The sequence below is a fragment of the Kitasatospora sp. NPDC051984 genome, assembly GCF_044593455.1.
Taxonomy (GTDB): domain Bacteria; phylum Actinomycetota; class Actinomycetes; order Streptomycetales; family Streptomycetaceae; genus Kitasatospora.
Genome location: NZ_JBIUCB010000004.1, coordinates 202,778 through 219,203, shown reverse-complemented (window position 1 = coordinate 219,203; position 16,426 = coordinate 202,778). Strand labels below are relative to the sequence as shown.

At 72.0% G+C, this 16,426-nt stretch carries 19 protein-coding genes; 8 read left to right on the top strand and 11 right to left on the bottom strand.

What is annotated here, in order from left to right; translation table 11 throughout:
• Window positions 1–88 precede the first annotated feature (88 nt).
• Window positions 89–613 carry a DUF1772 domain-containing protein gene (locus ACIHEI_RS10225; RefSeq protein WP_396606310.1) on the top strand — a complete coding sequence of 175 codons (525 nt, stop codon included), beginning with the start codon at window positions 89–91 and terminating at the stop codon, window positions 611–613.
• 7 nt (window positions 614–620) lie between these two features.
• Here ACIHEI_RS10225 and ACIHEI_RS10220 read toward each other — a convergent pair whose 3' ends face one another.
• The 4 genes from ACIHEI_RS10220 to ACIHEI_RS10205 form a co-directional block, all read right to left on the bottom strand.
• Entirely contained in the window at window positions 621–1,769 is a 1,149-nt protein-coding gene (locus ACIHEI_RS10220) for a methyltransferase domain-containing protein (RefSeq protein WP_396606309.1), read from the bottom strand.
• Window positions 1,770–1,773: 4 nt separating this feature from the next.
• A complete protein-coding gene (locus ACIHEI_RS10215; RefSeq protein ID WP_392947620.1) occupies window positions 1,774–1,929 on the bottom strand; it encodes a hypothetical protein in 156 nt (51 codons plus the stop codon).
• 142 nt (window positions 1,930–2,071) lie between these two features.
• On the bottom strand, window positions 2,072–2,914 hold the full coding sequence (locus tag ACIHEI_RS10210; protein WP_396606308.1) for a helix-turn-helix domain-containing protein: 843 nt from the start codon (window positions 2,912–2,914) through the stop codon (window positions 2,072–2,074).
• Window positions 2,911–3,663 carry a DUF6879 family protein gene (locus ACIHEI_RS10205; protein ID WP_396606307.1) on the bottom strand — a complete coding sequence of 251 codons (753 nt, stop codon included), beginning with the start codon at window positions 3,661–3,663 and terminating at the stop codon, window positions 2,911–2,913. The genes ACIHEI_RS10210 and ACIHEI_RS10205 overlap by 4 nt, the downstream gene beginning before the upstream one ends.
• 159 nt (window positions 3,664–3,822) lie before the next feature.
• Between ACIHEI_RS10205 and ACIHEI_RS10200 the strand changes: the two genes are divergently transcribed.
• The 4 genes from ACIHEI_RS10200 (at window position 3,823) to ACIHEI_RS10185 (ending at window position 6,735) form a co-directional block, all read left to right on the top strand.
• The gene (locus ACIHEI_RS10200) at window positions 3,823–4,455 is read left to right on the top strand and encodes an RNA polymerase sigma factor (protein WP_392947627.1); all 633 of its coding nucleotides are present in this window, start codon (window positions 3,823–3,825) and stop codon (window positions 4,453–4,455) included.
• Window positions 4,452–5,501: a CU044_5270 family protein gene (locus ACIHEI_RS10195; protein ID WP_396606306.1), complete on the top strand. Its 1,050-nt coding sequence runs from the start codon at window positions 4,452–4,454 to the stop codon at window positions 5,499–5,501. Before ACIHEI_RS10200 ends, ACIHEI_RS10195 begins: the two co-directional genes overlap by 4 nt.
• A 296-nt stretch (window positions 5,502–5,797) precedes the next feature.
• A complete protein-coding gene (locus ACIHEI_RS10190) occupies window positions 5,798–6,313 on the top strand; it encodes a GNAT family N-acetyltransferase (RefSeq protein ID WP_396606305.1) in 516 nt (171 codons plus the stop codon).
• Window positions 6,314–6,456: 143 nt separating this feature from the next.
• A complete protein-coding gene (locus ACIHEI_RS10185) occupies window positions 6,457–6,735 on the top strand; it encodes a hypothetical protein (protein ID WP_396606304.1) in 279 nt (92 codons plus the stop codon).
• Between the two features lie 147 nt (window positions 6,736–6,882).
• Here the strand turns inward: ACIHEI_RS10185 and ACIHEI_RS10180 are convergent, their stop codons facing one another.
• Window positions 6,883–7,092, bottom strand: a complete 210-nt coding sequence (locus ACIHEI_RS10180; RefSeq protein WP_396606303.1) for a DUF397 domain-containing protein — start codon at window positions 7,090–7,092, stop codon at window positions 6,883–6,885.
• A complete protein-coding gene (locus ACIHEI_RS10175; RefSeq protein ID WP_396606302.1) occupies window positions 7,076–7,915 on the bottom strand; it encodes a Scr1 family TA system antitoxin-like transcriptional regulator in 840 nt (279 codons plus the stop codon). Before ACIHEI_RS10175 ends, ACIHEI_RS10180 begins: the two co-directional genes overlap by 17 nt.
• 123 nt (window positions 7,916–8,038) lie before the next feature.
• On the opposite strand from ACIHEI_RS10175, the gene ACIHEI_RS10170 reads away from it, so the two are divergent.
• Together ACIHEI_RS10170 and ACIHEI_RS10165 are read left to right on the top strand one after the other, a co-directional pair.
• Window positions 8,039–8,386, top strand: a complete 348-nt coding sequence (locus tag ACIHEI_RS10170; protein WP_396606301.1) for a hypothetical protein — start codon at window positions 8,039–8,041, stop codon at window positions 8,384–8,386.
• Window positions 8,387–8,982: 596 nt separating this feature from the next.
• Complete coding sequence (locus ACIHEI_RS10165; RefSeq protein WP_396606300.1) at window positions 8,983–9,303, top strand: antibiotic biosynthesis monooxygenase family protein; 321 nt, start codon at window positions 8,983–8,985, stop codon at window positions 9,301–9,303.
• A 36-nt stretch (window positions 9,304–9,339) separates the two neighbouring features.
• Here ACIHEI_RS10165 and ACIHEI_RS10160 read toward each other — a convergent pair whose 3' ends face one another.
• Window positions 9,340–10,155, bottom strand: coding sequence for a MerR family transcriptional regulator (locus ACIHEI_RS10160; RefSeq protein ID WP_396606299.1), 816 nt, complete (start codon window positions 10,153–10,155; stop codon window positions 9,340–9,342).
• Between the two features lie 193 nt (window positions 10,156–10,348).
• On the opposite strand from ACIHEI_RS10160, the gene ACIHEI_RS10155 reads away from it, so the two are divergent.
• Window positions 10,349–11,806 carry an alpha/beta hydrolase gene (locus tag ACIHEI_RS10155; RefSeq protein WP_396606298.1) on the top strand — a complete coding sequence of 486 codons (1,458 nt, stop codon included), beginning with the start codon at window positions 10,349–10,351 and terminating at the stop codon, window positions 11,804–11,806.
• Here ACIHEI_RS10155 and ACIHEI_RS10150 read toward each other — a convergent pair.
• From ACIHEI_RS10150 to ACIHEI_RS10135, 4 genes are all read right to left on the bottom strand, one after another.
• Window positions 11,800–12,615, bottom strand: coding sequence for an ECF transporter S component (locus tag ACIHEI_RS10150; protein WP_387861361.1), 816 nt, complete (start codon window positions 12,613–12,615; stop codon window positions 11,800–11,802). The genes ACIHEI_RS10155 and ACIHEI_RS10150 overlap by 7 nt on opposite strands.
• Complete coding sequence (locus ACIHEI_RS10145) at window positions 12,612–14,216, bottom strand: ABC transporter ATP-binding protein (protein ID WP_396606297.1); 1,605 nt, start codon at window positions 14,214–14,216, stop codon at window positions 12,612–12,614. The genes ACIHEI_RS10150 and ACIHEI_RS10145 overlap by 4 nt, the downstream gene beginning before the upstream one ends.
• Window positions 14,213–15,361 (bottom strand): CbiQ family ECF transporter T component, encoded by a 1,149-nt coding sequence (locus ACIHEI_RS10140; RefSeq protein ID WP_396606296.1) that lies wholly within the window; start codon window positions 15,359–15,361, stop codon window positions 14,213–14,215. The genes ACIHEI_RS10145 and ACIHEI_RS10140 overlap by 4 nt, the downstream gene beginning before the upstream one ends.
• Before the next feature lie 2 nt (window positions 15,362–15,363).
• On the bottom strand, window positions 15,364–16,426 hold a 1,063-nt coding region (locus tag ACIHEI_RS10135), incomplete at its 5' end, for an SCO2322 family protein (RefSeq protein WP_396606295.1).

Below are 16,426 nucleotides of genomic sequence, written 5' to 3'. Positions count from 1 at the left end.
CCAGGTGCGCGGCCGGGTGGACGCTCACGTATGTCAACGAGCTTCTGGGCCATGGATCTTGAGTCTCCCCGCCGGTTGACTTGAGGGCATGACCACACGAACGGGGGCCCACGGCATGGCAGTTCTTCGCACGGTGACGCTGATCGGCGCGACCATCACCGCAGGGCTCAGCGCGGGCCTGTTCTACTCCTACGCCTGCTCGGTGATGCCCGGCCTGGCCAAGGTCGAGGACCGGGCCTTCGTCGACACCATGCAGCGCATCAACGTCGCCATCCTGAACGGCTGGTTCATGATCAGCTTCCTCGGCGCGCTGGTGCTCATCGTCGCTGCGGGCGTCCTCCAGTGGCGCGGCGGCAACCGTACCGTCCTGCTGTGGATCGGCGCCGCCGCCGTCCTCTACCTCGCCATGTTCGTCATCACCAGCGCCGTCAACGTCCCCCTCAACGACAAGCTGGCCGCCGCCGGCGCCCCCGACAAGCTCACCGACCCAGCCGCCGTCCGCGCCGCCTTCGAAGACGTCTGGGTCCGCTGGAACGTCGTCCGCGCCATCACCTCCACCGCCGCCTTCGCCTGCCTGACCTGGGCGCTGGCCCTGTCGGGGCGCAACTCCTGACCTCTCGTCACCGATTCAGCCGGACGGCGTGTGCGCCGTCCGGGGCGACGGTCAGCGCGAACCGTTCGACCCCCGGGCGGCCCCGGGCATCCCACCACCGCCACCCGGCCTCCACCTCGTCCCACAGCCGGCGCGGGCCGGACTGCACTACCTCGAACTCCGCCCGTCCCGGCTCCCAATCGGCCGTCGCCCACGAGGTGACGGCCGTGTCGTGCAACCAGAGCGTGTATGTCCCGTCCGGGTACCGCTCCGTCAGCGGAAACACCCCCGGCACCCGGACGCCGATCGCGAACATCGCGGCCCAGTCGCCGAGTTCGTCGGGCGAGAGGGTGGTGGCGGACCGGATCCCGTCGGCGGGCCACGGCGCGGACAGGTAGGCGAGACTGTTCGGGCGGGCCACGCGCTGGGCGCGCAGCCGCATGAACGCCGACGAGTGGACGAAGCTGCCGCGGGCGCTGCCGTCCGGTTGGGTCGTCAGTTTCACGACTGCCTCGCCGCCGTACTCCGGCCCCCAGGGTGCGACGATCACCGCGCCCGGGCGGCACTGTTCGATCCAGGCGCGGGGCACGTCCCGCACCGAGCAGGTGGCGATCACCCGGTCGAACGGCGCAGTCGGCGGATGCCCGGCCGCGCCGTCGCCCACCACGGTGACGGGGGCGTACCCCGAGCGGGCGAGGCGGCGTCGGGCGTCGGTGGCCGTGCTCCCGTCGACCTCGACGGTGGTGACGTTCGCCGAGCCGAGGCGGTGCGAGAGCAGCGCGGCGTTCCAGCCCGTTCCGGTGCCTATCTCCAGCACACGGTGGCCGTCGGCGACGTCCAGCGCCGCGAGCATCGAGAACACCATGGTGGGCATCGAACTGGACGAACTCGGCGCGGTTCCTTTTGAGTTGCCGAGGTGCGCCCCGTCGTCCCACTGCGTGGTCAACGGCACGTCCGCGTACACCGCCCGCCACCACGCGGCCGGATCCTCCTGCCGATCCACCGCGTCGCCCTGCCGCACCCCGTCCGCCATTCCCGGCCACACCGTGTCCGGCACGAACAGGTGCCGGGGAACGGCGTGGTAGGCCGCGAACCAGTCGGGCTGCAGCGAGCCGTTGGCGATGAGCGCGGAGGCCAGCCGATCGCGACCGGCCTCCGCTGCTTGACGTGCCGTCACCACGTCAGCGCCCCGCCGCCGGGCCCTGGCCGTCGGAGGTGTTGCCGCCTTCGTCGCTGCCACCGCCGCCGTGCTTGTTGCCGCTGCTGCTGTCGTCCTGCTGGCCGCCGCCGGATCCGTCGCCGCTGCCGCCGCCGTGCTTTCCGTCGAACGTGGGCATGGTGCCTCCTCTGTTCTCGCGTGGTGGGATGGGTGCTCGTCCCGATGCTCACGCTAGGTGGCAGGAGCGTGGCGGAGGGTGCCTGATTCTCGGGAATTCCCCTGCGGGAGGGAGGGATTCGCGGATTGGCGCAGGTTTGGGCTCAGTTGCTGTTCAGCGCTTGCCGGCACCGGGCGATCACCCGCTGGGCGTCCGCGCCGTGGACGGCCGCGCGGTTCAGCGACTCCCACACGCGCAGGTAGAGGGCCACGCTGTCGGGGGCGTCCAGCCAGAGTTCGGCGTGCCAGTCCTCGGCGATGACCAGGCGTTCGTCGTGGATCCAGAACCCGTTGGCGGGCGGCAGTTCGACCGGGGCGTCGAACGGCACGATGCCGAGAGTGACGTTGTCGAGGCCGATCACGCCGCTGAGACGGTCGAGTTGGGCGGCCATCACGCCCGGCGGGCAGATTCGTGCCCGGAGCGCGGCCTCCCACATGACGATGTGGAAGCGCTTGCCGCGCCGGTACAGCAACTCCTGGCGGCGGATTCGGGCTTGCACTGCCTCGTCGATGTCGCGGGGGGAGCGGTGGAGGGCGGTGTAGGCCTCGAAGATGTGGCGTGCGTAGTCGGGGGTCTGGAGCAGGCCGACGATCATCGCGTTCTGCCAGGCTCTTGTGGTGGACGAACGCTCGTACTCGACCGTCAGCCGGTCCTGAACCGGTCGATGACCGGCGGCCAACTGCCGTCGCCAGGAACGGGATTGCGTCTCGAAGGCGCGAAGCCTGGCCGACAGCTCGGCCGCTGCCTCGGGCTGCCCGACGCCGTCCGCCCAGGCCCGGAGGTCCTCGTGGGTGGCCGTCTGGCGGCCGGTCTCCAGCTTGCTGACCTTGGACTGCGTCCATCCGAGCTGTTCGGCCAGTTGGCGACCTGTGAGACCGCCCTCGGTCCGCAGCTCACGAAGCCGCAGACCGAGGGCGTAACGGGCCTGTTGGAAATCGGTGGTCACTCGCCGGACGGTACCCCAGCCCGGAACTCGCGGTGCGGCACGGCGAAGTGCCAGGCGGCGTCCCGCTCCTGGCAGGCGCGGTTGACCCGGACCGGGTCGGTGATCACCTCGATCCCGGTCAGTAGATCGTCGGCGTCGAAGTGCAGCAGCGCGATCACCCGGGAGTCGAAGACCCAGGCGTCCTCCAGGGGAAGGCCCAGCCGGTCGGCATCCTCCCGCCACAGGTAGCGGACGTCCTCGCCCACCGTGCCGATCTGTTCGGCGTTGTCGAGCAGGTAACGCTGGCCGAGGGTCGGCGGGTTGTCCATGATCCGAACCCGTTCGAACCGCTTGCCCTGCGCGGACTGCGCACTGCGGTTGCGGGCCCAGTCGTTGTCCATGTCCCAGCCGGGGTCCTCGCCGGCCACGAACCGGCGGTAGGTCTCGGTCTCCTCGTCGGACCGGTACTGGCGGCGGGTCTCCAACCGGAAGGCCGTGTGCTGGAAGGTGTGGAACATCGACTCGAACTCGTCGTAGCTGATCATCACCGGCTCGCGCTCGGCGGCACGTGGGGCGAAGTCCGCGAGCAGGACGCGGGGTACGGTCACAAATCCCTCGCCGGGCTTGATGTTCCGCAGCTGGGCCACCTCCGCAGGATCCGTGACGAGGTCGCCCTGCACGATCACCTGCCCGGTCTCCTCGTCCTCGTACAGTGTCGGGCAGCCGTCGCTTCTGGAGTTGCTGCCGATGTAGCGCAGTCGACGGGTCATGTGTCTGCTCCTCTCCCGTGGATGGTCGGCCTCAGAATGCCCGGGCATCCGGCGGGCCAGGACGCTGATTCGCGAATATTCGTCCGGAGGGGCGGGCGAGACGGGCGTCACGGGAACCCGTGGGCGGGTGCCGGACAGACCATGGGAGTGATCACAGATATGCGAACCCGGGTGCGGGCCGGGGACCCGGACGTCTTCGGGGAGCTGTTCGACCGGTATGCCCGGAGTGTCTACAACCATGCGTTCCGGCTGACCGCGGACTGGTCGGTCGCCGAGGACGTCATGTCGGCGACGTTCATGGAGGCGTGGCGGTTACGGGACAGGGTGGCCGAGGAGGGCGGGTCGCTGCGGCCGTGGCTGCTGGGCATCGCGACGAACCTCGCGCGTAACCACTGTCGCAGCAACCGGCGTTACCGCGCTGCGGCCGCCGCGCTTGCCGCGACCGGGCCCTCGGTGGTGGAGATGCCCGACCACGCCGAGGAAGTGGTCGGGCAGGTGGACGACCGGCGGCGGATCGCCGCCACCGTCACCGCGATCGGGGCGTTGCGGCGGGCCGAGCGGGAGGTGCTGATCCTGTGCCTGTGGGAAGGCCTGGAGTACGCCGAGGCCGCCGAGGCGCTCGGCGTGCCCGTCGGGACCGTCCGCTCCCGCCTCTCCCGCGCCCGCACCAAACTGCGCAAGCTCGCCCACGCGGAACTGGCGACAGAAAGACGGGAACTCGCCCGCCGCACCCGACAGACAGAGAGGGACCGCGCAATCGCGGTCCGGCCCGTACCGGAAGGACACCGATGAACGCCAGCCCCTCCCAGCCGCACCCGGCTGACCGGCCGGAGACCGACGGCCTCCGGCCGACCGCGGAGCGGAATCTGCCGGCGGGCCGCCACCAGTTCCACAAGGAGCAACTGATGGCCCAGATCCACGAAGACCTCAACAACGCCGTTTTCGCCCCCGTACGACGGAACCCGTTCCTGCGCCGCGCGATCCTGCTGCCCGCGGCGGGGTTCGCCCTCGCGGGCGCCGTGGCGGCCGGAGCGGTCCTGATCCCGCAGGACCACGCGGACCGGCCCGCCGCCGGCCCGGCCCTGACCGGCGACATCGGCAACGGCGACCAGAAGGGAGCCGTCCAGCTGCTCAACCGGATCTCGCTGGCCGCCGCGGAGGCCCCGAGCCCGACGGTGCGTCCGGGTCAGTACGTCTACCTCGAGTCGCAGGTCGCCGGCGTCAACGTGAAGGACGTCGACGGGAAGCCCACCCCGTTCGACACCCCCCTTCACACCCGTCGGATGTGGACGTCGGACAACCACCGGGGTTGGCTGTCCGAGCCCCAGCAGCACGTGGACGCCGAGCTGGAGCTGCTGCGAATCGGACGTCTCGAATGGCCGGCCTACGAGTACCTGGCCTCCCTCCCCACCGACCCCGACGCCCTGCTGAAGAAGATCCGCGAGGAGATCGCGTACGAAGGCCAGGGTGGCCCGGACGCGGAGGCGTTCATCGCCATCGGCACGCTCCTCCGCGACACCTACCTCCCGGCCCCGGTCATGTCCGCGCTCTACAAGGCCGCCGCCGAGATCCCCGGCGTGGTCGTGGTGGACGACGCGGTCGACGCCATCGGTCGCCACGGGGTCGCGGTGGCCCGGACCAAGGAGTCCAACGGCCAGCGCTCCGAGTGGATCTTCGACAAGTCGACGTTCGCCTTCCTCGGCGAGCGCACCGTCCAGGTCGGCAAGCCGGGCCCGGACCAGATCCAATTCAAGCCCGGCACGGTCCTCGTCACCGCCGCCGTCACGAAGCGCGCCGTCGTCAACGAGATCAAGCAGGTTCCGTCCGACCAGGCCTGACCCGGCCCGCCCCTGACGGAGGCCCCGGCGCCATGCGACAAGGCGCCGGGGCCACACCGGCGTGTCGATCGCTGGAGCACGAAACGGCCGGGGTCGTGGGCTGCACCACCCACTACGGGAACGAGGCCCTGCCGCACTGGGCGTTCGACGAGCAGGAACGGGCCGAACCTGTGCAGCGGCTGGTGAGTGCGGAGTCCGTGGGGAGGGCGATGACGTTGCCGTGCTGTTGGAGCCCCCATTGTTCGGGGGCGGGCGGTCAGTCGGATACTCGTCGGACATCCCAACCCGGAGGCAGCGTGAGCCAGTTCGAGCCCGAAGAGATCCGCACCGACCGACTGGACCTGCTGCCGCTGCGGGTCGAGCATGCCGAGGAGATGGCCGCCGTGCTGGGCGATCCCGGTCTGCACGCGTTCATCGGTGGTGCGCCGGACAGCGCGGAGGCTCTGCGAGCGCGCTACGAGCGGTGGGTGGCCGGTTCGCCCGACCCTGCGGAGTCCTGGTGCAACTGGGTGATCCGGCTCCGGGATGAGGATTGTCTGGTGGGGACGGTCCAGGCGACGGTCACCACCGACGAGCGCGGCGCGGCGGCGGAGATCGCCTGGGTGGTGGGAACGGCCTGGCAGCGGCGCGGCATTGCCGCCGAAGCGGCCCGGGGCCTCGTCGCCCGGATCCGGGAGCTCCCGGTGCGCACGGTCGTGGCCCACATCCACCCCGAGCACGCGGCGTCGGCCGCCGTCGCGATTGCGGCCGGACTCGTGCCCACCGACAAGTGGGAGGACGGGGAGGTCAGGTGGGAGCTGGTCGTCGGCTGATCGAGCGCATCCGCAGGGGGTGACGAACCCGGGAACCTCAATCAAGGACGACCTTCCCGGCCGCGGGTCGGGCGTCGATCAAACGTCCATCTTGGGCCGGTCTGCTCGGAGCACTGACTCCTTCGAGGTCCCGGAGAACCATCGTGATCAAGCGTGCAGTAGTTGTCGCGGCGGCAGCTGCGCTGTTCAGTCTCGGCGCCAGTGCGGCGCTCGCCGACGCGGGCGTGAAGTCGTCCGACGGTGTTCCGTCCCAGGCCGTCCAGGCCGGGGCCCCGGGCGCCGCGAAGGCGTGGATCGGCCACGAGGAGCATCGTGTGTCGGCGGCCGGTGGAGACGTTTTCGCGGCTGCCGGGGAGAAGCGTCTGACCGGCACCGTGACCACGGCCGGCTGGCTCGACAAGCCGGGCGAGGGCGTTCTGTAGGTCGGCGCGTCTGCGGTTCGCCTCGCTGGTTTCCCTGTTGCCGGCGGGGCGTTCTCGTCGCAGTTGTTTCGGCGTGTCAAGCCACCCGTACAGGAAATCAGCTCCGGAGGTTGCCCGGTCCGGAGCTGTGTCGAGCCCGTGCAGCTGTCAGGGGGTGGGGAACTGTCCGGCCTTGACCTTGGCGACGAACGCTTGCCACACCTCAGCGGAGAATGTCAGGCGGGGGCCGTCAGGGTCCTTGGAGTCCCGGACCATTCCCGGGTTGGCATCGTCCACTTCGATGCAGTTCCCGCCGTCGCCATCGCTGTAGGACGACTTGCGCCACTTGGAGGCGCTGAGGTCAGGTGCTTTGCTCATGTGTATGTTCCTCCACCGCCGACTCGATCAGGGCCAGGGACGCCGCCGGCGACAGCGCGACGGCCCTGGCGAGATCGTATGACCTCTCGCAACGAGCGACCACGGCCGGATCGTCGAGCAACTGTCCTGAGTGCAAGCCTTCGACGTACGCCACAGGCGGAGCCTCTGTGAACGTCATGAGGAAGACCGAGCCCGCCACCATGGCGTGTGCTCCCGCGCTGAACGGCAGCACCTGAACCAGGAGTTTGCCCACCCCGGCCAGCGTCAAGAGGTGGCGCAGTTGTTCGGCCATCACATGTCCACCACCGACAGGCGTCCGGATCACTGATTCGTGGAGGATCACCCACAACAGAGGTGCTGTTGGATCGGCCAGGACACGGGCCCGCTCAAGCCTGGCCGCCACTGCGTCATCCACTGCGACGGCTGGCGCGAACGGCTTGGCCGCTCGGACAACGGCGCGCGCATAGGCAGCTGTCTGCAGCAGCCCTGGCACCAGCGTTGGGGCGTACTCGGAGATCGTCTTGGCCTGCGACTCAAGCTCGGCAACCGGAGTGAAGTGGGCGGCATGCCGTGTGCGGGTCACCATGGGGAAGAGGCGCGCGAAGTGGCCTCCGGTGCCCAGGGCTGCATCGAGCCGTTCCGAGAGATCTTCCTGCGGCCTTCTGACCGCACTTTCGATCTGGCCGATGTACGCACCGGAGCAGTAGACCAGTTCGCCCAGCCCGCTCTGGGACAGCCCCTTTGCCTCGCGGAGTCGTCGAACCTCCGCTCCGTAGAACGCGCTCGGGGAGGCGGACGGGTCGAGATCCTTCGGACTGGCCATACGTCATATCCCTGTTTCAGCAGCGCAGTTGCTGTGCCGTCAACTCTGTCCAGGTTACCGAGCAATGCCGACGCTGGTCACGGAAAGTCGAGCACTACGTGACTTGGAGCAATGATGGCAGCGGTGGAGAGCGACACGGCGCGGAGATGTGCCTATCGCGCGGAGGCGGAGGAAGCAGCGGACGCCGTGGAGACGGCGTGGCGACTCGCGGGACTGCCGGCAGAGCCCAACGTGATGCCGGTAACGAGTGGGCGTGGCCTGAGCGTCGGCGCTCACGTCTCCCTTGGGGGGTGCAGCGCCGCCACAGCTCGCGCGCTCGCCGACGTGCTGACGGAGTACGCCAGGCTGACGGGCCGACTCATCGACGGCCGATCCCAGCGATTCGTGGCCCGTGTACTTGCCGACCACGGGGTGAGGCCGGCGCTGCCGAGCGACGGGGTGTACGTCGTCGCAGGGGAGTGGAGCGTGTGACCACTGATCAGTGGGAGCCCCGGGAAGGGCAATCGGCCCACGACCGGGGCTCGGGCGGAGACGTGCGGGTGATGGCCGTCCATGACTGCGGGGTGTTCGTCCGCCACCTGTGGGACGGGCGGGAGGGTGTTACCTCACTTGAGGATCTGGCCCCGCCGGAGCGTACGGCCTTGGCGCGGTGACGGGTGCTCTTGATCGTGCCTGGGACGCGGCTGCTCAGTTCGTAGCTCTGACGGGCGAGCAGGTGCGGGTGTCGCAGGTGGCCGGCGGCGTAGAGCTCAGGTTCCGGGTAGTGCCCATGGATGGTGACTTGCACCTTGAAGTGCTTCGCGTCCTGGGTGAGTCCGAGCGCTTCGGGCATGACCGGCTGTCCGACGGTAGCGGAGAGTTGTGGGCCACCTACCGCGAGAGCCGCCCGTGACCGGCCCACCAGGCCCCGGGAGTACGTAGGCGCCTCAGTATTCGTACGCTGGGTCTCGGGCGATGCCTTGGAGTCGTCCTCACGTTGCTTGCGCTGTCGTTCGTACGAGGGCTGCTCGCGCGTGATCAAGGTGAGGTCGCCGTTCCGGCTGACCGTGCAACTCAAGGGGTGTCGTGTGGGCAGCGTTGTGAAGATCAATGTGCTGACTGTTCCTGCTGAGCAGCGGGAGGTGTTGGAGCAGCGGTTCGGGTCGCGGGCCGGGGCCGTGGAGGGTGCGGACGGGTTCGAGTGGTTCGAGCTGCTGCGGCCGGTGGAGGGGACGGACCAGTACCTGGTGTACACGCGGTGGCGGGACGAGGAGTCGTTCCAGGCGTGGATGGAGGGTCCGATGAAGGCTGCGCACCAGGGCGGGGGCGGCGACCGGCCGAAGCCGGCGGCGACGGGGTCCACGGTGTGGTCGTTCGAGGTGGTGCAGTCGGCCGGGCCGAAGGCGTAGGTAGGGAAGCGGGGCCGGTCATCGGGGGAGGCCGGCCTACGTGAACGGGATGGCGATGTCCGCCACGTGGTCGTCCGGGGCGGCGGTGGGCCAGTTCGGGTAGTAGATCTCGCGGTTGGCGGCGCTGCGGGTGTGGCCGTGTTCGGTGAGCCAGGTGCCGAGGGCGTCGTGGGCGGCGGCCATGGCTGCGAAGCCTGCCTGGTTCTTGGTGCGGGTGAGGTAGGCCTCGCGGTGGGCGGGTTCGATGCGGATGCCGATCTGCGGGGTGGGTTCGACGGCGTTCTGGGTGGGGGCGCAGAGTTCGACGGGGCCGTCGGAGTCCTCGCTGACCAGGCCGTCGTAGACCGCGAAGATCGGTCCGGACAGGCATGCTCCGGTCTCGCGGAGGTGGGTGAGGAGCAGTTCGGTCGATGAGGCGAGGAAGTCGGGGAGGTCTGCGGCGGTGACGTGGCGCCGGGTGAACAGGACTTTCTGCTCTGCGACTTCGCGTTCGGCGATCTCGTCCATGGTCGGGTTCCTTCCGGTGAGGACTTCTCGGGCGTAGCCCACCGCGTCCCGGCGGGCCAGGTGGGCGGATTCCTGTTCGCGCCAGTACGCGGCGAGCAGTGCGGCGGGCTCCGGGCCGCGGGAGTCGAGGACGGTCGCGATGAGGGCCAGTGGCATGCCGGTGGCGCGCAACAGGGCGATGCGGCGGGCGCGTTCGACCTGGGCGAGGCCGTAGCGGCGGAAGCCGGTCCGCGGATCGACCTCGGCGGGTGGCAGGAGGCCGCGGTCGCCGTAGAGCCGTAGGGCCTTGAGGCTGAGCCTGGTTCTGGCCGCGAGTTCCCCGATGGTGATCAGTTCCTCTTGCACGGGGCCACTGTGCACTCTGCCCCTGGGGGAGAGGCAAGCGGATGATCGCGGGTGGGAGTGTGGCGTGACGTCAGTGCCGGGTTGTACGCCGCAGGTTGGAGGCCGAGTCCATCCTGCGGCCGTACGTGGGGCGGGGGTGGCGGATCGGAGACTGGAGGCAATTCGAGGTACTGATTCCGCACAGAGGGCTGGCATGGTTCTGCGAAACGGGCGAACGATTCTGCTGCTGACGGCCGTGCTGGCGGCGCTCACTCCGGCGACGGCGTTCGCGGCGGGGGATCCGCTTCAGCGGTACGCGCAGCAGGAACTCCGCTGGGAGCGTTGCGAGGTGGACGGGTTGCCGTCGTTCGAGTGCGCGAAGGTGAAGGTGCCGCTGGACTACGGGAAGCCCGCGGGCCGGACGATCGAGATCGCGATATCGCGGGTCAAGGCGGCCAGTGCGAAGGAGCGGCACGGGGTGCTGCTGATGAACCCCGGGGGGCCGGGCAGTCAGGGGCTGACGATGCCGGTGGAGTTCGAGCCGATGCTGCCGGCGGAGGTGCGGGCGCGGTTCGACCTGGTCGGGTTCGATCCGCGCGGGGTCGGGCGGAGTTCGCCGATCGGCTGCGATCTGACGGAGGACGAGCGGAACATCCAACACCCGTACAGCGCGGCCACGTTCGGGAAGGATGTGGAGCGGGCCCGGTCGGTGGCCGACAAGTGCTGGGCGAAGGCGGGGGACGTGCTGCCGCACATCACCACCCGCAACACGGCGCGGGACATGGACATCGTCCGGGCGGTGCTGGGCGAGCGGCGGATCTCCTACTTCGGGTACTCGTACGGGACGTACCTGGGCGCCGTCTACACGCAGATGTTCCCGCAGCGGTCGGACCGGATCGTGCTCGACAGCGCGCTCGATCCGAAGCTCGCCTGGCGGGATTCGTTCCGGGGCTGGTCGGCGGCGGCCGAACTCGCGTTCACCCGGTGGACGGAGTGGGCCGCCGAGCGTGACGCCACGTACGGGCTGGGGGCCTCGGCCGCGGAGGTGCGGAAGACGTACTGGGAGCTGGTGGAGCGTGCCGACCGGACGCCCGTTCCGACCGACGACGGGAAGGGGCTGGACGGCGCCGCGATCCGTTCGGGGTACCGCGCGTTCGTGCAGGTCGAGGCCGTCACCCCGTGGATCGTCGCGCTGAAGGCCGCGGCCGCGGGCGGGCCGGCCGTGCCGGGCGTCCCGCCGGTCGTCGTGGACGACAACATGACGGCCGTCACCTGGGCGGTGTTCTGCGGCGACACCCGGAGTTGGCCGCGCGACCCCGAGCAGTACCGCCGCGACGCGATCGCCGACCGGGCCAGGTACCCGCTGGCGGGTGATTTCGGGGCGAACGTCCAGCCGTGCGCGTTCTGGAAGTCGGCGGCCGTCGAGCCGGCGACCGTGGTCAACAACGAGGTCGACGCGCTGATCGTGCAGAACCAGTGGGACCCGCAGGCGACGCTCGCCATGGCCCAGGGCATGCGGCGGGCCCTGCACGGCTCCCGGATGGTCACGGTCGCCGGTGGCGAGGGCCACGGCGTGGTGGTGGCCGGCCCGTCCTGCGCGGACGGCGCCTTCACCCGCTACCTGACCACGGGCCGGCTGCCCGCCAAGGACGTGACCTGCACGAATCAGTGAAAGGCCGCGCGGCGGGTGGCGCGGCGGAGGGTGCGCAGGAGGGGGCCGCCGACGGTGAGGCAGAGGACGGCGGTGAGGGCGGCGCGGGGGAGGTCCCAGCCGAGGGAGGTGGTGAGGCAGTAGAGGGCGAAGCGGGTGAGGTTGGCGGGGAGGGGGTCGCCGGGGACGAAGGAGATCGAGGTGGCCAGGCCGCCGATGTAGGGCCAGCCCTGGAGGTTCATCACCACGCCGTAGCCGATGGCGGAGAGGACGCCGTAGAGAGCGAGGAGCAGGAGTTCGGGCCGGCCGCGCAGGCGGGCGGCGCCGGGGAGGAGTCCGGCGCCGAGGCAGACCCAGCCCATGGCGAGCATCTGGAACGGCAGCCAGGGTCCGACGCCGCCGGTGAGCAGGCCGGAGGCGAACATGGAGAGCGCGCCGAGGACGAAGCCGAAGCCGGGGCCGAGGGCGCGTCCGGAGAGCACCATCAGGAAGAACATCGGCTCCAGTCCGGCGGTGCCGGCCCCGAGCGGGCGCAGGGCCGCGCCGGCGGCGGCGAGGACGCCGAGCATGGCGACGGCCTTGGCGTCCAGGCCGGGTGCGCCGGTGGCGTTGCGGCCCTCGGAGAGCTGGGCGACCAGCACGGCGAGCAGCAGCGGCAGCAGCAGGGCGAACAGCCACGGCGCGTCGGTGGAGTGGCCGACCAGGTCGGAGTCGCGGGCGGCGAGCAGCGGCCAGCCGAACGCGGCGACGCCGACGGCGGAGACCAGGGCGAGCGCGACGATCGAGCGCCGCCCGAGCGGGACGGGGCGGGCGAGTTCCCGGGAGGTCACGGCAACTCCCTGAGCGCGGCGGCGACTTCGGGGACGGTGAGGTACGGGGGGAGGATCTTCGCGGTCTGCGGGGCGAAGGTCGGGGAGGCGAGGACGACTTCGGGGGTGGGGCCGTCGGCGACGATCTCGCCCTCGGCGAGGACCGCGGTGCGGTGGGCGAGTTCGGCGGCGAGCTCGACGTCGTGGGTGGCGAGCAGGACGGTGTGGCCCTCGGTGGCGAGCGTGCGCAGGATGTCGACGAGGCGGGCCTTGGCGGCGTAGTCGAGGCCGCGGGTGGGTTCGTCGAGCAGGAGCACCGGGGGGCGGGCGGCGAGCACGACGGCGAGGGCGAGGGTGAGGCGCTGGCCCTCGGAGAGGTCGCGGGGGTGGCAGTGGTCGTCGATGCCGGGGAGCAGGGTGGCCAGAATGGTCCGGCAGGTGCCGGGTTCGGCGCCGGCGTCCTGGTCGGCGGAGGCGCACTCGGCCGCGACGGTCTCGGCGTACAGCAGGTCGCGCGGGTCCTGCGGGACGAGTCCGACGGAGCGGATCAGGTCCTTCGGGCGGGTTTTGTGCGGCGTGCGGCCGTTGACCCGGACGGTGCCGGAATCGGGGGCGTGCAGGCCGACCAGGCTGCCCAGCAGGGTGGACTTGCCGGCGCCGTTGCGTCCCATCAGCGCGGTGATCTGGCCCGGGAACAGGGCGAGTTCGACGCCGCGGAGGGCGGGGACGGGGCCGCGGGAGACCACCAGCCGGGAGACCGTGGCGATCGCGGGGGCCGACGGAGTCACCGAAGGAGCAGCGGCGGGCGCGGGCAGGCGTTCGCGCAGGGTCGCCGCGCGCCGCCGGGCGTCGCGGACGGTGAGCGGCAGCGGGCTCCAGCCGGCCAGCCGGCCGAGGTCGACCACCGGGGGCCGGACGGGGGAGCGGGCCATCAGGGTGGCGGGGTCGCCGAGTGCGGGCGGCTCGCCGGGGCCGGGGAGCAGCAGGACCTGGTCGGCGTACTGGACGACGCGTTCCAGGCGGTGTTCGGAGAGCAGGACGGTGGTGCCGAGGTCGTGCACCAGCCGCTGCAGGACGGCCAGCACCTCCTCGGCGGCGCCCGGGTCGAGCGCCGAGGTGGGCTCGTCCAGGACCAGCACCTTGGGGTGGACGGTCAGCACCGAGCCGATCGCCACCCGCTGGCGCTGGCCGCCGGAGAGCGCGGAGAGCGCGCGGCCGCGCAGGTCGGCGAGGCCGAGCAGGTCGAGCGTCTCCTCGACCCGGCGGCGCATCACGGCCGGGGGAAGGCCCAACGACTCCATGCCGTAAGCGAGTTCCTCCTCGACGGTGTCGGTGACGAAGTGCCCGGCCGGGTCCTGGCCGACGGTGCCGACCACGTCGGCGAGGTCGCGCGGCCGGTGGGTGCGGGTGTCGCGGCCGGCGACGGTGACCCGGCCCTCCAGGACGCCGCCGGTGAAGTGCGGCACCAGCCCGGAGACGGTGCCCAGCAGGGTGGACTTGCCGGCGCCGGACGGGCCGACCAGCAGGCACAGTTCGCCCTCGGGAATGGTCAGGTCGACGCCGCGAAGGGCGGGTTCGGCGGCGTCGGCATACCGCACGCCGACCTGCTCGAAAGTGATCACCGGGTGCTCCGGGGCGGCTCGGGGGTGACGAAGGCGGGCAGCAGGCCGATCAGCACGGCCGCGGCGGGCAGCAGCGGCAGCCGCGGCGCGGTCGGCGGGACCACCGACGGCGTCAGGGCCTCCGGCCAGCGGCCCGCGTACCAGATCAGGGCGGTCGCGACCAGCGCGCCCGACAGAGCGGTCAGCCACTCCGGGAGCGCCCACGGATCGGGCCGGTAGCGGGTTCTGACGGAACGCCGACTGCCCAGGGCCAGCCCGGCGGCGGACGCGGCGACGCCGGCCAGCAGCACGGGCAGCGCCCAGGCGTGGCTGCCCGCGGTGAGCAGCCCGTAGGTGGCGCTGCACACGCCGAGCAGCCCGGCAAGCGTCAACACCCCACCGGTGCGCACCAGTTGGCGCGGCACCCGGGCGGTGCGGCCGAAGCCGCGGGTGTCCATCGCCGCCGCCAGCGCCACCGAACGCTCCAACGCGCCCTCCAGCACCGGCAGTCCGACCGACAGCACCGCCCGCACGCCCCGGTCGGTCCGGCCGCGCAGCCGGCGCGCCGCCCGCAGCCGCCGGACGTCCGCCACCAGGTTCGGCGCGAACGTCATCGCCACCACGGCCGCCACGCCCGCCTCGTACAGCGCGCCCGGCAGCGAACGCAGCAGCCGCGACGGGGAGGCCAGCGCGTTCGCCGCGCCCACACAGGCCAGCAGCACCGCCAGCCGCAGACCCTCGTACAGCGCGAACAGCACGCCCTCCAGGCTCACCGAACCGCCCAGCCGGACACCCTGCGCCCAGGCGGGGAGCGGAAGTTGGGGGAGCGTGAACAGGACATGGGTGCCGCCGACGGGGGAGCCAAGCAGAACCGCGAACACCACCCGGGCGGCCAGCACCAGCAGGCCGAGGCGCAGGAACGCCGCGTACGAGCGGGCCCACGGCGCGTCGCCGCGCCGGGCCGCCACGACGAAGCCCGCCACCGCCAGGATCAGCAGCAGGAGCAGCGGATTGGTGGTCCGGCTGGCCGCCGCCGCGAGGCCCAGCGCCCACAGCCACCAGGCGCCCGGGTGCAGCTGCCGGGGCAGCGAACGGCTGTGTACCGCCCCCGGGTTCGCGGACCCGGGGGCGGTCGGAGCGGTGCGGCGCAGACGGTCGACGGACATGGTCAGCGGGTGCGGCGGCGACGGGCCTGCCAGACCGCGCCGGCGCCCAGCAGGACCACCGCGCCGACCCCGGCGATCACACCCACGGCCGGGCCGCCGTCGCCCTTGTCGGACGAGGCCGAACCGCCCGAACCGGCACCGGAGCCGGAGCCCGCCGCGACCTGCTCGCCGCAGCCCGCGCGCGGGTAGCCGGCGATCGCGCACAGCAGCCCGGCGGAGTCGTAGCGCAGCGGCGCGGCCACCGCGGCCAGCACCTCCGCCGAGTTCGCGGCGCTCGGCACCGAGGCGCACACCGAACGTGCCTCGGCGGGCTGTTCACCGTTCGGGGCGTCCTTCGCGGTGCCGAAGTCGAGCACCACGGCGACCCGCTTGTGGCCGCCGCTGGGCGCGGTGTTCGCACAGATCGCGGCGAAGTCGGCGGGCGGCGACGGCCGGGGCGCGTCCTGACCGCCGTCCGGGCTGAGCACGAACCGCCAGCCGTCCACCGCGCCGTCCGCGGGCACGTTCCCGGTCGGCCCGACCTGCTGGAACGCCCAGCCGTCCGCGCCGCCCTTCCAGAACGACCAGTACCGGTAGTCCGCCGCGTGCGCGGACCCGGCGCCCGGGCCGAGCAGGGCGCCGAGGGCGCCCAGCAGAGCGAACACGGCGGCGACAGTGGCGGGCGCGCGGCGAGTGGCGGCCCGGGCCGGGCCTGGGCGGTCGCCGACGGCGGTGCCTGCGGCGGCCGCTCGCGGTGCGAGGCCGAGGGGCCGGGGAGTGGCGGAGCCGGTTGTGGGGGCGGTGGGCCGGTGGGTGGCGGACGCGCGGCAGGTCGCGGCGTTCGGCGTCCGGTCGTCGACCGTGGCGGGCGTGCGGTGGGCCGAGGCGTTCGGCGTCCGGTCGCCGACGGCCGTGCCTGCGGCGGCAGTTCGCGGTGCGGGGCCGGGGCGCTGCCCCACGGCGGAGCCGGTCGCGGCGGGCGCGCGGCGGGCCGAGGCGTTCGGCGTCCGGTCGCCGACGGCCGTGCCTGCGGCGGCAGTTCGCGGTGCGGGGCCGGGGCGCTGCCCCACGGCGGAGCCGGTCGCG